Here is a 17408-nt window from a genome sequence, read left to right as displayed (position 1 = left end):
CTTAATAGTCCTGTTTACTGACCACTGCGGTCTAACGATCTAACGGCTTCGACCAAGCGTAAAATATTTTCAACATCAATATTATCAACCTTGTCTAACTCTCTAACATGCGAAGCGATATTAGCCCCTAAAGTATCAGAGACAGCGGTTTCATTGGCGCTAACACTAGTGACATGATGGTGTTCATTATTGTTGCTATTGTCAGCATGGCTATCATCTTCAGCGTTGCTATTACCTTCGCCACTGTCACCTTCGCCATTAGTATCATCAAGAACGACTTCATCTGCCAGTTTTAATACTTCCTCAATAGAGGTCAAACCTTGCTTGGCAAAATCCAGTGCTGATAATACGAGGGGACGATAGAGTTTACTCTTACGTGCTTCGGCCTCAAATTCCCCCGCCGATTCACGTCGTAATGCATCACCCATCGCTTCATTTAGTTCTAATAACTCAAATACACCGATACGGCCACGATAGCCGGTATAGTTACAACTTTGGCAACCAACACTGCGATAAAAATTCGCCTCACCGAGTGGTTCCTGACCGATGCGTTCTAAACAAGCATGCTCACTATTGGCCAGTACATGGCTACTTTTACACTGGTTACATAGTTTTCGCACTAAACGCTGGGCTACAACGGCACGCAATGCCGCGCCAATTAAATAACCCGGCGCACCCATGTCCATTAATCGTAATGCACACGTGATCGCGTCATTGGTATGCAGTGTCGATAACACCATGTGTCCGGTTAACGCACCACGTAAACCAATTTCAACGGTTTCTTTGTCACGCATTTCGCCGACTAATAAGATATCCGGATCTTGACGCAAACAAGTACGTAAAATATGTGCAAAGTCTAAACCAATCTTAGGGTTTACCTGTACTTGGCTGATCCGCGGTAGACGGTATTCCACCGGATCTTCCACGGTAATAATTTTTTTACCCGGTTCGTTTAGCTCACTCAAAGCAGCATATAACGAGGTGGTTTTACCACTACCAGTCGGGCCTGTGACCAATACCATGCCATGCGGGCGGCGGATCAAACCGCGTAATCGTTTAATCAAATCGCTAGGCATACCGGTACTTTCTAACTGGAAAATACCTGAGTCTTGATTAAGTAAACGCATCACCACTGATTCACCGTATTGCACCGGCATGGTCGACATACGAATATCAATCGATTGATTACGTACTTTTAAGTTAAAACGGCCATCTTGCGGTAAACGTTTTTCAGAAATATCTAAACCGGCCATTAATTTTAATCGTAATACCAGTGCCGGTACGATAGCCACTTCATTCAAGATGTTTTCTTGCAGCACGCCATCAACACGTAAACGAATACGTAAGGCTTTTTCATCGGGTTCAATATGAATATCCGAGGCGCCGATTTGCACCGCATCTTCAAACACCGAATTAAGAAATTTAACCACGGTAGCTTCGCTAGAAGCATCGTCGACATCTTTAAAAATATCAAATTCTTGCGCGGGTCTATGCTCATCTTCTAACTGACCTGCAAACGCTTCAATGTCTTTGGTTCGGCGGTATAGGCGATCGTAAGCTGGTAATAATTGGCTTTCTCGTACAATCGCAAATTCGAGCTGATACGAGGATAAGAAACTTGAAATCGCTTCCACCGCATTTAAATCTGCCGGATCACTTAATGCGATAGTCAACGTATCATGATCCGCTTTAACCACTAATGCGCGGTGTCGACGTGCGTGTACTTCCGGTAACTTAAGTACCGTTTGCGGATCGATATTCAGCGTAGCGATATTTAAAAATGGAATTTCCAACTGTTGAGACAAAAAGTTCAGCAGTTGCTCTTCGGTAATAAAACCGAGATGAATTAGCGTTGCGCCGAGCTTACGGCCACTGCTGCGCTGTTCTTTTAACGCTAAACTGAGCTGTTCATCAGTGATGATGCCTTCACCAACAAGTAAGTCACCCAGTCGTTGTTTTAATTTTAATTGTGCCATTACTGTTTCTCCAACTGGGTAATTCGAGTATTGATATAATTACGTGAAGACGCTGAAAGCTGCCCCATATTTTGCGCTGTATGATAAGCCTGCAGAGCCAGCTTAACCTGCTTTGCTTTATCAGCAGTAATACCCAGACCTAACCACCATTTAGCGCGGTTTGGTTGATGAACGGTGAGTTTTTTATAAGCCACTAACGCGGTATCTAAATCATCCAAATTTTGTGCTAAACCAGCTAAAATCGCATAATAATCAACATTACCTTGTACCTGCGGTTGGTGAGGTTTGAGGTAATAATACGCTTGTGATTTATTTTTATTTTTTAAATAAATCCGCGCGAGCATTAAGCGGAAATTAGTATACTCAGGCGATACACTTAGGCCTTCTTGCAACAAATTCACCGCCGATTGGGTGCGCTGCTCACCATATAGGATAGCGGCTAATTTTTCTCGCGATAAATCATGCTGCTTATCGAAGCTTAATACCTTGGTAAAGAGTATCTTCGCACGGCCTTTATCACCCGCCAGCAAAGCGGCTTCGGCTTGTTTAGCATATAACTGCGCTTGCTGCAGTGGCGTGCGCGTTACTGTTTTAATAGAGACACTGTCTTCATCGTGAATATCGGCATCAGGCGCGGCTAACTCAACACGTTTAGCCACCATTTGTGGCGCAGACACGACGGCAGGTTTAACTACTTTAGGGGTAATTGTTTCGATACGAGCAACGGTAATCTTGTTATCCTGCTTAGCTGTGATTGTGCTAGCTGTAGCTGTAATAGTTGTACTGCTAGTTGCAACGGGGACCACGACTTTATTCACGCTTGGTACGACAATGTTTGACGGTTCTGTCATCGCCGGTTTCTCGATTTCACGTTGAGCGCTAACGGGAGTTTCAACTATTGCGGCAGGTAATGCGTTCGCGAGTAACGGCTCATTCACTTGGCGACTCTGTTCACGGCTTACCGCGGGTACCACAATATCTTGCGACACGCTTAACTTCGCTGTACGACTTTGTTTTTGTACAAACAAATAGCTAGCTAACGCTGCAAAAATGATAATTGAAGAAACTAATGCAATCACCACTTTGTTATGCGTGTTCGGCGTTGCGACAATAACAGCACAGTTCGATTCAACCACCGCTTGTTGCTTTTGAGCACCTTTGTCCAAGCCTTTTAGCATTTGATTAATAACGCTCATAACATTGACTCCCCAAACCACCAAATAACTAACATCACCTCAATCACTAAAATACCCGCCATTACCGGTAAACGGAAATTACGCGGCTGTATTGCACTGTCCGTATCAGTTATGGCGAGCTTGACTAACTTGGCACTAATATTTCGCACATTTTGGCCATAGCTCAGCATTAAACATTTATGCGCTAAGACATTTATTAAACGCGGTATACCACCACTTGCTTGATGTAATAAACGCAATGCTTTTGCCTCAAACAGCGGCGCGCCACGATAACCCGATACCGTTAAACGGTGTTCGACATAGCTAGACGTTTCATTGACAAGTAAAGGACGAAGTTGGTAAGAAAACGTAATACGTTGACGTAATTGACGTAAGTTATCTTGTTTTAAACGGACATCCAATTCTGGCTGACCAAACAACACCACCTGCATCAGTTTCTTGGTTTCTGTTTCTAAATTACTGATTAATCGCAAAGCCTCCAACGTTTCATGTGGCAACATCTGCGCTTCATCGATTAACAACACCACTTGCTTGCCTTCGGCTGATAACGCAATTAAACGATGATTTAAAGCTTCGGTTAATTGGTGCTGATCTAAACTTGTATCAACACTTAATTCACTAGCAACCGCCACACGGATTTCATTTGGCGTTAAATACGGATTAGGCAAATAAGCGATAACATAATTATCGCCAAGCTCATTGAGTAATTTCCGGCAAATTAAGGTTTTGCCTGTGCCAACCTCACCCGTGACTTTAATAAAGCCTTCACCGCTAGCAAGCGCGGTCGTCAATACTTGCAGCGCTTCAAAATGCGGCACTAACGGATGATAAAATTGCGTATTAGGCGTGAGGCCAAACGGGGCCTCGGTCAAACCAAAATGAGCTTTATACATTAGCCTTGCTCATTGTTTTTTTCGGTTGGATACCACTGCTCAAGTAATTCAGCAGAACGTTCCAATTCTAAACGCCACGTATTTTGATCAACCACGATAGGTTTAATTAAAATAATTAATTCTGTTTTTTGCACTGATTGCGAACGACTGGTAAAGAGTTCACCTAACCAAGGGATATCACCTAAGAATGGGATTTTAGCCACTAAATCTTTATTCGCGGTTTTCATTAAACCACCGATAACAATGATCTCGCCACTTTTCGCTTTCACCACGGTATCTGTTTCACGCACATCACTTTTCGCTAACGGTAAAACAATATCCGTCGCGCCAGTGATTGTTTTTGTCGAATCACTGACATCAATAATCGAGGGATGGACATGTAATAGAACCCCACCTTCGCTATCAATTTGCGGCGTCACATCCAGCGCAATACCGGAGAAGAATGGCGTTAATTCGATATCTTGATCTGTGGTATCATTTTCTGTTGATGACGTCGTGGTATAACCCGTTACAAAATATTCGTCAGTGCCGACTTTAATCACCGCTTTTTGGTTATTTAGCGCAGTCACCCGTGGACTTGATAATACGTTTACATCACCTTGGGTTTTTAATAAATTAATAGCAGCACTAAAGTCATTACCCGCTAAGGTTAATACACCGCCACCAGAGACGACATCGGCCACATTATCGATACCAAAACTAAACGAAGAATCAGTGGCTACAGCGGCATTATTAACGTTCCAATCGATGCCTTGCTCGTAACCATCATTTAATGTCACTTCCATGATTTTTACTTCAAGTAATACTTGGCGTTGTAATTGCTCTTCAGCCTGAGCAAGAAAGTCTTTAATTTTACGAATGTCTTTTGGATAACCGTGCACGGTGACTAAACCGGCTTGAGGACTAATGATGACTTGGGTGTCGTCTTGGCTAGCCGTTAAACTTAATAAGGTCTTCTCTAATTCTGCCCAATAGTCGGTATCTGTTTGCGTTGATATTTCGGTACCCGCACTGTTTGATGATGACGATGAAGAATCCGATGAACTATCATCGTCTGAAGAGCTACTCGTAGAACCACTATCAGTCAAATAACCAGAACTAATTGAACTGTTAGATAAACCGTTACGCTTCATCAATAAATAATTCATTGGGATTATTTCGGTACGCAGACCAGCACCATTAACACGGTAGGTATTACCATTGCGTTTGATATCATAGCCATACATATCGGCAACCGCATCCATGGTTTCAGCAATCGTCACGTCATTAAGCACAACCGTGACACGACCCGATACATCAGGGTTAACGGTTAAGTTATATTTAGTGCCTTTTAATAACGAACCAAAGAATTGACGCGCGGTGACTGATTTAGCCGAAATATCCATACGTGGTTCGATGACGGGACGGTTCAATGCATCGCTGCCTTCAAAATCAGGTAACAATTCCGCATTCACATCATCTGGTACAGTCCAAGCTTGCGCTTGTGCATCTGCACGATCGAGTTCTGCTTGAATAGATTCTTTGATCGCAACAGGCTCAAGTGGGCTACGCGTTGTTTCACAACCCGATAGAAATACACCTAAAATAACAGCAAGATACAACTTGTTCATAATTAAATTTGAGCCTTAATGTTTAATTTCACTGCCAAATAATGACAATCTAAATTCTTTATCGTTACGGATGAAATACACAAAACCATCGGTAATACGGCGTATCTGAAACCCTGAGACCCAACTACCCGCACTCACTTCTTTATCGTTCATGACCGCTATATAGGTATTGTCTCGCACAAAAATAGCCTGCAAGTTTGGAGTCTGCACCCTTGCTTTAGTTTGACTGCGCACAATGGGATCTGCCGCACCCCAAGGGCCAGTAGGATCATCAAGCACATTGCCATCAATAACCCCTTGACCTGCTTGAGCCAAACTTGAACTTAACAACAATAGTATTGGCAGTAATATAGGAAGTAATAGCTTAACCACGAATAAACTCCTTATTGATACTCAAGGTATAGATTTCCATTACAACTTCGGCGGTTGGATATTCTTGCATGTTATAATCAAACACTTCCCAATAAAACTTTTTCGGTAATTGCTCGATTGAATTCAAATACGCCTGAATATCAAAAAATGCGCCGGTCATCGTAATACGTAAACCATGGCGATAAAGTAGTACTTCAGCCGCACTCGAGTCGAGAATTTCATCCATCTTAGTGGTGACTGCATCTGCATTTAGATCTTTGGCATTGGCCAATTTGGGTTTAACTTTATTTTTCGCTTTAGCTGATTTCTGCTTAGTACTATTACCCGTAATTGTCGTTACCGGTAACGATTCAATAGCGATCAACTTCACTTTTTTGGCTCGACTCAATACGTCACCAAGTACTAACGCCATTTGATTCGAATTGATTAAATCAGCGGTTAAATCAGTTAATTTATCATTGGCTTGATTAAGTGCATTTTCAGCACGTAAAATACGTAATTTGATTACTTTATTCGGATCTGTCGCCAATACACGCTGTAATTCAGCGAGAGTAAAATTATGTTGGCGCTGCTGTTGATCTAAAGATGACAGTTGCGATGTTAACTGTTGATGACGCGCATAATTTGGTTCCAGCACAAAGCTATAAATAACATAAATAATCGATGCGACTAATGACACGACAATAAGAACACGTTCACGCATCGATAACTGTTTGAATTTATCATTCATCGTTAGCCAATGTTTTTTCATCATTTATTGGACTCCGTGAGCGGCTTGTTCGTCAAGGTAAAGGCGATAATGTCATCTTCATTACGGGTAATATGGAGCTGACTAAACTCACGACCTTGCAGTGACTTACCCGCCGAAAATTTACCGATCCAACGCGGTATGGCGTCATGATTACGCGCCAAACCCATTAACGTCATGCTATCTCCGGCTAAACGGATTTGATTTAAGCGGATATCTTTATCCCGTTGTAATGCCAGATCAGACATCAGGATCGCGAATCCACTTGATTGTACCAATGCCAATTCAGACAATTGCACCAGTAATTCATCGCGATATTGTAACCGGGTATTCAGTAAGGCTAATTGTTGATCTAACGCTGGATTTTGCACATGACGAGCAACCTTAGAAGATAAGGTTTCGACGTCACGCTCTAACTCACTCACCTCTGCTTGCGCAAGTGTTACTTTATCCTTTAGGTCGCTATTTTCACTTTCCGACAGTAGCGTGAACGTCAGCATCAGCAGTAAAGAACTGACAATAGCAACAATCGACTGCGTGAGGGTTAGGCGTTCTTTCTTTGGCCTAAACGCCTGAGTATATAAATTTACGCGCGTTTTCATTAGAGTTTTTCCAAAGCGCCGCCAATGGCAGGTAAAAATCCACTATCCATATTATCAGCAATCAATACATGCTTTAACGGCGTAACCGGAATAGTAAAGTTGAGTTGCAGACGGGCTATTAGCGGTTCTAAAATAGTACTCGGCAAGGCTAAGTTGATTGCTTTTACTTCAGGTAACTTTAATTGGCTAACAACAAAATCTGCGGAGCGTTGGATCTCTAGACTAAAATTATCTAATAACGAGGCATCAAGTTGATCTTCTTGTAAGTCACGTAATCGAGAAAAACCACGTAAGCGACGAGAGAAATAAAGCTGATTATCATGAATAATCGTTAGATTAATTTCTTGGTGATCCTGCTGGGAAATTAACATTTGGGTACTTTGACGTTCATCAGCAGCAGTATTAAATAGATTTGCTGTCGCTAATTCCTCAATACCAATAGAGATAAGTTCGAGTTTTGCTTGTTGTATTGCCGTCACAATTAATTCAACCAAGTTTTTCGGACAATAAACTAAATTAATTTTATTTTGATTGGGTACCGAAAAATAATCAAACACGACCGAATCAATCGCTTCATGAATAAACTCTTTAGCAATGAAAGGTAATGAACTGGCAACTTCATCATCAGGCACATTGGGTTTGTCAATTTGTAATAACTGATACAGTTGATTTGACAGCACCACATGACAAGTCGCCGCATGTAGATTATGCTTTGCAATCATCTCATTGAGCGTTTTGACCAATTCAGACACATCATTAAACGCAACCGAATCAAGTACTGAAATGGCATTGTTACCCACCGACAAGGCACAGATATCAACGCGCTGTTTAGCGATAAAAACACCCAGTTTTGCTTGTGTATTACGATTTTTTAACCAGGGTATACGCATAAGACTCTGTTGCACCTAAATAAATGAATAATTAACTATAAATTACTGGCGGCTATCATACTTTAATCGGCATTAAGTAGTAAGTAAAGTGTGAGATTAGTACGATTATAACATCAGTGAAATGCACAAATATAACATTTAAGTCACTTTTATACTAAGCCAATACACTGACTTTATTACAAAAATAACCTTGAGCACCATAAACACCGAGTTTATTAAGCGCATCCCATTCACCTTTAGATTCTACGCCGACGGCAATAACGTTGGTGGCGAGATTAACCGTGCCACCGAGAATACTGCGAATAGCTAATTGATTAATTTGGCGCTTGTGTAAATCACGAACCAAACTCGGATGGATCTTAATAACGTCGACCTCTAGCTTTTTAATATAAGATGAATCGACCACATCTTGACCAACCATATCAACTGCAATGCAGCACCCCAGGGCTTTTAAGTTTTTAGCCGGCTCGAGTAGCATCTCCAAATTACGATTAATTTGATACTCATGGATCTCAAAATATAATAAAGAACGTAATGCTGCAGGTAAACGGATAATATCTAAATACACAGCACGCATAAAGCGCTTATCTAAATAGCTCTGGATGTCTAAGTTTATCCCGCAAGCAATAGGGTCATTCATTTCTAAATTAGAGATGGCGTGCTCAACCGTCAGACGGTCAATACGTTTCAATACACCACACTTCTCTGCCATTGGCAAAAATACCCCGGCATGGACCCACTCATCATTTTCATCTTTTAACCTTGGGTATATCTCATGCCCTAATACCTGTTTATCGGCCATCCCAAGAATTAATTGTTGCTCATAATGAAAGCCTTTATTGTTAAACGTTTTATCAAACAAACCACGCCACCTGACGGTACCTTTGGCATACACAGGTGCCTGCTCATCTTGTTCATATAAGAACCAGCCGGAACAGCCTTGGAGCACGGCTATTTTTAACGCCTGATCGACGCTTTCTAATACCTCTTCCGCGCCTTCGCCGTAGTTATAAATAGCGACACCAGTATAAAATAATTCATCACAGTCCACAGGGGTTGATAAACTAACTCTGGTTAGCAATTTATATAACTGCTTCATCACAATTTCTGATTCAGGACCGGTGATCCTTGGTAATAAAATAATAAACTGATCACCACGATAACGAGCAAGTACAGAGCCGGTAAAGCGGTCGATAAATTTACTTAATAATTCACTGACTGACTTCACCATTTCATCGACATTAGCGACACCGTGGTCATAATTTAACTGTGATAATTCATATAATTCAATTTTGATTACCGTACCGGCGATAACACCAGGATCCGATAACATGGCTTCGAGTTGGTTTAAAAAGAAATCACGGTTGCCAATACCTGTAGATGGATCAACGAAGGCGTTAGTACGCATATAGGAGTCAAAGCGGCTACGTTCTTGTTTGGTATCTTCGAGATCGGCAATTAACTTATCAAATGCGCGGCTGGTTGCTTTCGGCCATTCCAATTCCGAGCCCACGGCCACTTTAAGGTGGTCTCCATTAAGGATTTTGTAACTGCGCATTGACAGTAATTCAGCACCATGCATACCTTTTCTAAGCAGCCGAATAGCAATGATTAAACCAAACAAGGCAATCACTAAGCCAGTACCGACACCGGTTAATAATAGCGGGGAATATTCCATCGCATAATACGGCGACAGCATCACAACTTTTGCCGTAAAGTCATTGTTAGCACGTAATTTAAAGTTATATTCTTTAAGGAAAGATGTCACGGCATCGGAATCTGGGGTGTTAGCATCAAAGTAATAACTAACGATGCCATCTTTTTCAACCGTTAACTGTAATACTGAATGCGCACGTAATAACTCGGGTAGCCAGAACGCAAATCGAGGTTCACTGTCCTCCATCGCAAGTTGTTCGTCCATCACATCAATCAGGCGGGAAATATTTTGCTTTTGAGTTTCAATCGCTAATTCGCGTAAGCTCACCGCCCCGCCGAGTAATACGACGCCGACCGATGAAAGTACACAAAAAATAATAAAACCAATTAGTTTATTGGTGAATTTCATATATTCCTATACATCCCTATATCAGAATTTAACCGTGTAAAAATTTCATATTACTGACGATAATTCGCTTATCGTTTCTTCATCGATTCTACTGCATTTTTTTAAAAATAACAGATAAAACCCCAATTCGAAACACGTGGTCACGTTTGATTGCTAAATCTATTAACCCTTAAATAATAAAAAACCCAACATAAATGCTGGGTTAAGTATTATTCAGGTATTTAATCTGACAGTTCTAATAAATACAGGATCTAGAACGGAATGTCATCATCAAAGTCAGCAGATGGTTCGTTAAAACCTTGCTGTGGTGCTTGAGGCGCTGCGGCAGGTGCTTGCTGTTGTGGAGCATAGCTTTGCTGCTGTGGAGCCTGTTGCTGTGGAGCTTGTTGTGGCTGCTGGTTACTATTGTTATAACCGCCACCTTGTTGTTGCGGTGCTGCTGCTGGTTGTTGTGGCTGACCCCAACCGGCATTTTGGTTCTGCTGCTGTGCTGGTTGTTGGTTATTGTTACTATTGTAAGAAGAACCACCACCTTGTTGCTGCTGTTGTTGACCGCCTTGACGAGCACCAATCATTTGCATTACACCGTTAAAACCCTGCACTACAACTTCTGTAGTATAACGGTCCTGGCCATTTTGATCTTGCCATTTACGTGTTTGTAATGCGCCTTCAATGTATACCTGTGAACCTTTACGTAAGTATTCACCAGCGATTTCTGCTAGTTTACCGAATACAGCAACACGGTGCCATTCAGTTTTCTCACGCTGTTCGCCAGTTTGCTTGTCACGCCACGATTCACTTGTCGCAATTGTTAGATTGGCAACCGCGCCACCATTTGGAAATGAGCGGATTTCAGGATCATTACCTAAATTACCAAGAATAATTACTTTATTTACGCCACGACTGGCCATGCTAGCTCCTGTGCTGTTCACGAACCAGGTTCAAAGCCTGGTCTATTTCAAAATCTTTAGTCGCTTTTAAATAAGCAACCTGCTCTTCTAATACTACTACAGCTTCATTAATACCGGAAAGCGATATTAGCTTTTCGGCGATTAATTCGGCTTCTCTTTGGTTTGAAATGGTCACAGCGATGGTATGCGCCTTCACTTGACCGACATTTTCTAACCCCAAAGAAATAATAAACCACACTATCATTACCGCAGCAATAATAAAGAATAAACCTTGTGAACCCAATTTCGAGTACAAACTACCGGCAATAATACCGCCACAAAATGCACCAGCAAATTGTGAAGTAGAGTAAATGCCCATTGCCGACCCTTTGGCACCAGCGGGTGCCGACATCGAGATCATCGCAGGTAACGAGGCTTCTAAAAAGTTAAAGGCGGTAAAATACAACACAATGGCAAGGCCAAACAACCATAAATTACCATTTGCAAAGCCCATGACACACAAGGCAACGCCCATTAATGCAATCGCGAATAAGAAAAATTGTTTATTCATTTTCTTTTTCGCTGCAATAATCAGCATAGGTACCATTAATACAAATGATAGCAGTAATGCTGGGAAATATATCCACCAGTGGTGCTCACCGACCAGTCCCGCAGCCTCTAACTCAAATGGCAGAGATACGAATACCGCAGTCAGGGTTAAGTGTAATAAAAAGATGCCCACATCGAGACGCAATAATTGCGGATCACGTAACATGGCTCTTAACTTGTTCTTATTGGTACTGGCATCACCCGCAGGCGCTTTGCTTGTCGCGTTAGGCACAATGTAATGCACCACTAACATACCGACAATAGCCAAGGCTGCAGTGACAAAGAAGATACCTTTAAGGCCTATCCATTGCGCCAATACCGGTCCGGCCACCAGCGAAAACGCAAATGAAAGTCCGATACACATGCCAATGACAGCCATCACTTTCGGACGTTGTTGCTCACGCGTAATATCGGCAGCTAATGCCAGAATAGCACTGGCAACAGCACCTGTTCCCTGCAATATACGCCCAAAAGCCACACCGTAAACGGAATCAGCCATACCAGCAACAATACTGCCTAAACAAAATAATCCTAAACCAGCGATAATAACCGGCTTACGACCAATACGGTCAGACAACTGCCCCATCGGTATTTGCAGTATCGCTTGGGTCAAACCATAAGCACCAATCACGATACCAACCCACAGTGGTGAATAACCGATTAAATCACGTCCATAAATGGCAAAAACGGGCATGATCATAAATAGACCAAGCATTCTTAAGCCAAATACTAATGCTAACGACACCGCTGTTTTTTGCTCTAATTTAGATAAAGCTACATTATCCATAATTAATCCATCAACCCCTTAATATTTCCAGCGCCATGTTAGCACGTCATGCTAGCTGACAATAAAAATTTCTTTAAAACAGCCACAATGACACTCGCCATGCTTTAGCATTAACAAAAAACAAAAATAACCGTAAAAGACCAAGGCGGTAATATTTAATGATATAAAACGCCAAAATAGCAATCCAACACAATGATAACAAAAGTATTTTGTACGATTACACCATCAAAACCGCTCAAATATAAAAGTATGAGATGAGCTAAAACTAAATACCCGCTTGACTCATTTAAGACACACCGATATGTTAACTGAAATTAACAACCAACTAACAACCAATTAACATACCGTGTATAGAGTGGTGAGCGTACTACTCCGACTGCCGGTCAACACTTTAGTACCAAGTTGTATTGAACTTATGCATTACATTTAATACTTTAATTAAGTCACTCGCTCAGTTTAATCGTTTTATAATGCTATTAAGCATAGATATGGATATCACCACACAAACTAAAGGATTTAGTCATATGTCGGATTACCCAAATGTAGTACTGCTGTCTCAGCCTAGTCTGCAAGTTGCCACGTTAGTCTCTTGCTTAAGAGCCAAACTCGATATACCGGTACAACAGCTGCGTGAAGTAGCCGAAATTGAACGGATCTCGATTGATGACAACTTATTATTACTCGTTGATACAGATAATCTCAGCAGTACTTCGCAAGAACAACTGAAAAACAAATTAAAGCAATACCATGGCATGTTTCGTTTGGCATTGATTAATTTAAGTGATGATACCACGATGGAAAACATTTCCACTTGGCCATCAATCTTCGGTGTGTTTAATAAACGCGACGAACTCGATGTGGTGTGCAAAGGCATAGAAAAGATCACCGAAGGTGAATTCTGGATGCCAAGACGTACTCTCAGCTCCTTGATCTCAATTTATCGTTCCACTAAAACCGTTGATTTAGATAGAAAACCAGAACTAACAACACGTGAGCAAGAAATCTTACGTCAGTTAATGACAGGCTCATCAAATTTAGAAATTGCCGATGCGTTATATGTCAGTGAACACACGATTAAATCGCATCTCTATAATGTTTTCAAAAAAATAAAAGTGAAGAATCGTCTGCAAGCGGTATCATGGGCGAAAGAAAATCTAATTTAATAAACCCGCTTACTGAGAGCCCGTTATTAGCGAGTACCCTTAGGCTAAACCCCTTAAAAACCATAGCTAATATGGTTTTTTTATACTTAAATCATAAGGTTTGAGACCTGGATCACATAGAATGTATATTTTTTGTTAAAACTATGGTACTTCTAATGCTAAGTTATGAGGACGTATGGATACGTGAACTTATCGCTCATCATTCAAAGGATCTGATGTGGAGCAAAAAACTGAGACGCATAGCGGACTCCAACAAGGAGGCCAAGACGAAATAGACCTGTCGCATCTAGTTAATATAATTAGCCGTGCGTTCTTGCGGATCTGTGTGATCACCACACTTGTTGCTATTATTGCCGCAGTATTCATTTCCGATTTACCACCAATTTATAAAGCTAGCACCGTACTACAATTACAAATACAACAAGCTAGACCTATTGCCATCCAAGGTGTACTACAAAACGATATAAATAATAAAGACTACTTTCAAACTCAGATTGAAATCTTACGCTCTGATTTAATCACTGAAAAAGTCATTAACGAATTAAACTTATCCCAGTATCCTTATTACACTCAAAATAAACCACTCAGTAAATTCGCCGAAATAGTGGCTAACATAAAAAATAAATTATCGCCGGCGACAACCTCAGTGCAGGTTATTAACCCACAAGCTTTTATTGCTCAGATAAAATCTGCAGTCAAGATTGGCTTAATTAAAAACACCCCATTACTGACCATCAGTTATGAGCATTACTCCGCTGAATTAGCGGCCTTAATTGCGAATACCTATGCTGATGTATACATCCAACATAATCGTAATTTTCGAGTGCAGCAGACCATAACGGCTTCACTTTGGCTTAAAGAAGGCGTGCAAGCACTCAAAGATAACCTGAATTTAGCTGAAAGCAACCTCACCGATTTTTTGCAACAAGAAAACTTAATTAATGACAGTGGTATTGATAATTTCACCGCCACAGAATTACAGATCCTCACCACAAAATTAAATGCCATCCGTAGTGAGTTAATCAGCGCGCAAACCTTATATCGACAAATAAATCAGGCACAGAATTTAGACTTACTCACATCGACCTCAATTAAAGCACTGTCCAGTCATGCTGTGATCGTTGAATTAAGAAATGATTACACCCGCGTCAAAAATAATATTGCTGAATTATCGAAACGCTATGGTCCGCGTCACGACAGAATGATTCGCGCCAATGCTCAGCTCAGTGTCGTAGAAGATAACGCTCAAAAAGAGCTACAACAACTGGCACTCGGTTTTAAAAAAAGCATCACCTTGCTTGAACAAAATGAATCAGCGGTAATAGCCGCATTACAAGCAAAAAAATCCGAGCATCGCACCCTGATTAGACAAAAGGCACGATATAAAGAGCTCAATCGAGAGTTAACCTCAAGTAACGAATTATATAATATGTTTTTGATGCGGTTAAAAGAAACTAATTTAACCAACGACCTTAATCTATCAACCGTTACCATTACCGACATAGCCAAAACACCACGAGCCCCTTTCAAACCTAAACGTGCATTAATATTAGTACTGGTGATCTTGCTAACACTGATGCTGTTAGTCGCACATGCGTTACTCAGTGCATTATTCTTTGTCAATCAAGACAATGTGAAAAACCTAGCAGTGCCATTATTAGGTTCACTACCGAATTTTAAAGCCATTAATAAAAAATTTGAACAATGCTCCCCACAAAAGTTATTCCAGACCAATAATGTGATTTTTGAAGCAACACAAAGTTTACGTACATCGCTGCAACTATCAGGAGTAACCAAGAAACAACAAATCATCATGGTTACATCCAGTACCGTTGCTGAAGGAAAAAGTACATCTGCAATTTACCTTGCGATGGCCTTAGCTCAATCCCATAAAGTAATTATTTTAGAAGCCGATATGCGCAAGCCATCGGTAAGAAAAAAAATGGGGATCCCAAACATGCAACGGGGACTTGTCGATATTCTGACTAAAAGTGGTAATTTAAACAGTTATATCTGGCATGATCAGCATTCAAACCTCGCGGTACTATCAGCGGGCGAACTTACCGACAGTCCATCTAATTTACTTATTTCCAAGCGTTTCTCAAGCTGCCTCGCGATCTTAAGGTCACAGTATGATTATATTATTATCGATTCTCCACCAAGTTTGCTTGTCAGTGATGCGCTTATTATTGGTCAACATTCTGATTTTAATATTTTAGTTACCCGTTCAAACAAATCTAAAATGAGCGAGCTCAACAGCACTATCGAATTACTGGCAAAACATGGCGTCAGTACCAATGGCATTATCTTGAACCAAGAACCTTTAAAGAATGATAAACGCTATCAATACTATTATAAAAGGGAGGTTGCACTGGCTTCATAGCCGTGCTTAAACCGTATGCTTATATTACGTTACCTGCTATTTATCCTCTGCTCTGCGCCATTTTATCTACTGGCAGACTCTTCATCTGCTTACGACTCTGATTTAGGGATTGAAATTACACCGAGCCTAGCGATCAATTACAAGCACGACGACAACATAGCCAATGTCAGCAGTAACAAAACAGCCTCTAATTTAATTGAAATAATGCCTGCGTTACGCATTGAAGGACAAAAATACCATAACCAATTAACACTCAATTACGCAGCCAAAAAAAACCTATATAGCGAAAGTGAAAGCAGTAATTTCACTGACCATAAATTACAAGCTGGTATCAGCCGCGCCATGAATAAACGGCATACGTTGGCATTGTTATATCAGTTTGACCAAGGCCACGATGCTCCCAACACAGGGGTCTCAGAAGGTGACGTTCGAATCGCTGAATCTGCCATTTTTTATACTCAAGCTATAGACCTTAACTATCGCTACGGCAGTCAATCCGCCACTGTAACGCTAGCGCCCAGAGTCAGTTTTAATAACAAGCGCTACGATGAGGGCAATAGTAATTACACAACGGCTGCAAATTTCAATGAATACGATTACGGCCTTGCCATTTATTATCGCTTTGCCGCCAGTGTTAACTTGTTAGTCGACATGAGTAATATCACCACAAATTATCAAGACACTGGTAATGCTAAAGACAGCACTCAAGGCAGTGATAATTACCTCGTTTATAGCGGTATAAATTGGGATATTACAGGCAAAACACAAGGTGTAATAAAACTGGGGTATGAAAAAATAAATTTCGCCGATAATAGCCGAACAGCGCAAGCGGATCCAAGCTGGGATGTTGGTATTCGCTGGTCACCAAAAACCTATTCCATATTGAATATCAGCGCCAGTCAAAAAATACGCAATGCAGTCACAGGTACTGACAGTATTGAAACCAATAATCAATCCATCAACTGGCAACACAGCTGGCGTTATAATTTATCCAGTTCATTGGCTTATAATCACCTTGATGAGGTATATCAACAGAGCAGCCGTCATGACAATAGTCACCAGCTTACTATGGCATTGAATTATCAATTTCGCCGCTGGTTAACATTCGGGGTAAGTTATGGATACCAAAATAAATCATCGTCAGATTCACGACTCGCTTATGATAAAAGTATCTACGGTCTAACCAGCAATTTTGTCTTCTAGATAACCAATATGAAAGGATGC

14 protein-coding genes are annotated in these 17408 nt (G+C 41.0%); 3 read left to right on the top strand and 11 right to left on the bottom strand.

Going from position 1 to position 17408, the window contains the following annotated elements:
• Positions 1–14: 14 nt before the first annotated feature.
• The 11 genes from A923_RS0110700 to A923_RS0110650 form a co-directional block, all read right to left on the bottom strand.
• Positions 15–1976, bottom strand: a complete 1962-nt coding sequence (locus tag A923_RS0110700) for a GspE/PulE family protein (protein WP_017221678.1) — start codon at positions 1974–1976, stop codon at positions 15–17.
• Positions 1976–3172, bottom strand: coding sequence for a tetratricopeptide repeat protein (locus A923_RS0110695; RefSeq protein WP_017221677.1), 1197 nt, complete (start codon positions 3170–3172; stop codon positions 1976–1978). The genes A923_RS0110700 and A923_RS0110695 overlap by 1 nt, the downstream gene beginning before the upstream one ends.
• Positions 3169–4065 (bottom strand): ExeA family protein, encoded by an 897-nt coding sequence (locus tag A923_RS0110690; protein WP_017221676.1) that lies wholly within the window; start codon positions 4063–4065, stop codon positions 3169–3171. The genes A923_RS0110695 and A923_RS0110690 overlap by 4 nt, the downstream gene beginning before the upstream one ends.
• A complete protein-coding gene (gene mshL, locus A923_RS0110685; protein WP_017221675.1) occupies positions 4065–5675 on the bottom strand; it encodes a pilus (MSHA type) biogenesis protein MshL in 1611 nt (536 codons plus the stop codon). The genes A923_RS0110690 and mshL overlap by 1 nt, the downstream gene beginning before the upstream one ends.
• Positions 5676–5690: 15 nt before the next feature.
• Positions 5691–6047 (bottom strand): hypothetical protein, encoded by a 357-nt coding sequence (locus A923_RS0110680; RefSeq protein ID WP_017221674.1) that lies wholly within the window; start codon positions 6045–6047, stop codon positions 5691–5693.
• Entirely contained in the window at positions 6040–6801 is a 762-nt protein-coding gene (gene gspM / locus A923_RS0110675; protein ID WP_017221673.1) for a type II secretion system protein GspM, read from the bottom strand. Before gspM ends, A923_RS0110680 begins: the two co-directional genes overlap by 8 nt.
• Entirely contained in the window at positions 6798–7397 is a 600-nt protein-coding gene (locus tag A923_RS0110670) for a hypothetical protein (protein ID WP_017221672.1), read from the bottom strand. The genes gspM and A923_RS0110670 overlap by 4 nt, the downstream gene beginning before the upstream one ends.
• Positions 7397–8287, bottom strand: a complete 891-nt coding sequence (locus A923_RS0110665) for a type IV pilus biogenesis protein PilM (RefSeq protein ID WP_017221671.1) — start codon at positions 8285–8287, stop codon at positions 7397–7399. The genes A923_RS0110670 and A923_RS0110665 overlap by 1 nt, the downstream gene beginning before the upstream one ends.
• 154 nt (positions 8288–8441) lie before the next feature.
• Complete coding sequence (locus tag A923_RS0110660; protein WP_017221670.1) at positions 8442–10352, bottom strand: EAL domain-containing protein; 1911 nt, start codon at positions 10350–10352, stop codon at positions 8442–8444.
• Positions 10353–10603: 251 nt separating this feature from the next.
• A complete protein-coding gene (gene ssb, locus A923_RS0110655) occupies positions 10604–11263 on the bottom strand; it encodes a single-stranded DNA-binding protein (RefSeq protein WP_017221669.1) in 660 nt (219 codons plus the stop codon).
• A 1-nt stretch (position 11264) separates the two neighbouring features.
• Positions 11265–12638, bottom strand: coding sequence for an MFS transporter (locus A923_RS0110650; RefSeq protein ID WP_017221668.1), 1374 nt, complete (start codon positions 12636–12638; stop codon positions 11265–11267).
• 524 nt (positions 12639–13162) lie between these two features.
• On the opposite strand from A923_RS0110650, the gene A923_RS0110645 reads away from it, so the two are divergent.
• The 3 genes from A923_RS0110645 (at position 13163) to A923_RS0110635 (ending at position 17387) form a co-directional block, all read left to right on the top strand.
• Positions 13163–13801, top strand: coding sequence for a LuxR C-terminal-related transcriptional regulator (locus A923_RS0110645; protein ID WP_017221667.1), 639 nt, complete (start codon positions 13163–13165; stop codon positions 13799–13801).
• A gap of 217 nt (positions 13802–14018) precedes the next feature.
• Positions 14019–16184, top strand: a complete 2166-nt coding sequence (locus A923_RS0110640) for a GumC family protein (protein ID WP_017221666.1) — start codon at positions 14019–14021, stop codon at positions 16182–16184.
• A 15-nt stretch (positions 16185–16199) separates the two neighbouring features.
• A complete protein-coding gene (locus tag A923_RS0110635; protein ID WP_017221665.1) occupies positions 16200–17387 on the top strand; it encodes an outer membrane beta-barrel protein in 1188 nt (395 codons plus the stop codon).
• Positions 17388–17408 lie beyond the last annotated feature (21 nt).

This window comes from Moritella dasanensis ArB 0140 (assembly GCF_000276805.1).
GTDB classification, from domain to species: Bacteria; Pseudomonadota; Gammaproteobacteria; order Enterobacterales; family Moritellaceae; genus Moritella; species Moritella dasanensis.
This window is presented reverse-complemented; position numbering and strand designations above follow the sequence as displayed.

What these genes read in the sequence shown, in the direction of transcription:
- A923_RS0110700 (WP_017221678.1), bottom strand. Translation starts at nt 1,976, where the DNA reads ATGGCACAATTAAAATTAAAACAACGACTGGGTGACTTACTTGTTGGT.
- A923_RS0110695 (WP_017221677.1), bottom strand. Translation starts at nt 3,172, where the DNA reads ATGAGCGTTATTAATCAAATGCTAAAAGGCTTGGACAAAGGTGCTCAA.
- A923_RS0110690 (WP_017221676.1), bottom strand. Translation starts at nt 4,065, where the DNA reads ATGTATAAAGCTCATTTTGGTTTGACCGAGGCCCCGTTTGGCCTCACG.
- mshL (WP_017221675.1), bottom strand. Translation starts at nt 5,675, where the DNA reads ATGAACAAGTTGTATCTTGCTGTTATTTTAGGTGTATTTCTATCGGGT.
- gspM (WP_017221673.1), bottom strand. Translation starts at nt 6,801, where the DNA reads ATGATGAAAAAACATTGGCTAACGATGAATGATAAATTCAAACAGTTA.
- A923_RS0110670 (WP_017221672.1), bottom strand. Translation starts at nt 7,397, where the DNA reads ATGAAAACGCGCGTAAATTTATATACTCAGGCGTTTAGGCCAAAGAAA.
- A923_RS0110665 (WP_017221671.1), bottom strand. Translation starts at nt 8,287, where the DNA reads ATGCGTATACCCTGGTTAAAAAATCGTAATACACAAGCAAAACTGGGT.
- A923_RS0110660 (WP_017221670.1), bottom strand. Translation starts at nt 10,352, where the DNA reads ATGAAATTCACCAATAAACTAATTGGTTTTATTATTTTTTGTGTACTT.
- ssb (WP_017221669.1), bottom strand. Translation starts at nt 11,263, where the DNA reads ATGGCCAGTCGTGGCGTAAATAAAGTAATTATTCTTGGTAATTTAGGT.
- A923_RS0110650 (WP_017221668.1), bottom strand. Translation starts at nt 12,638, where the DNA reads ATGGATAATGTAGCTTTATCTAAATTAGAGCAAAAAACAGCGGTGTCG.
- A923_RS0110645 (WP_017221667.1), top strand. Translation starts at nt 13,163, where the DNA reads ATGTCGGATTACCCAAATGTAGTACTGCTGTCTCAGCCTAGTCTGCAA.
- A923_RS0110635 (WP_017221665.1), top strand. Translation starts at nt 16,200, where the DNA reads ATGCTTATATTACGTTACCTGCTATTTATCCTCTGCTCTGCGCCATTT.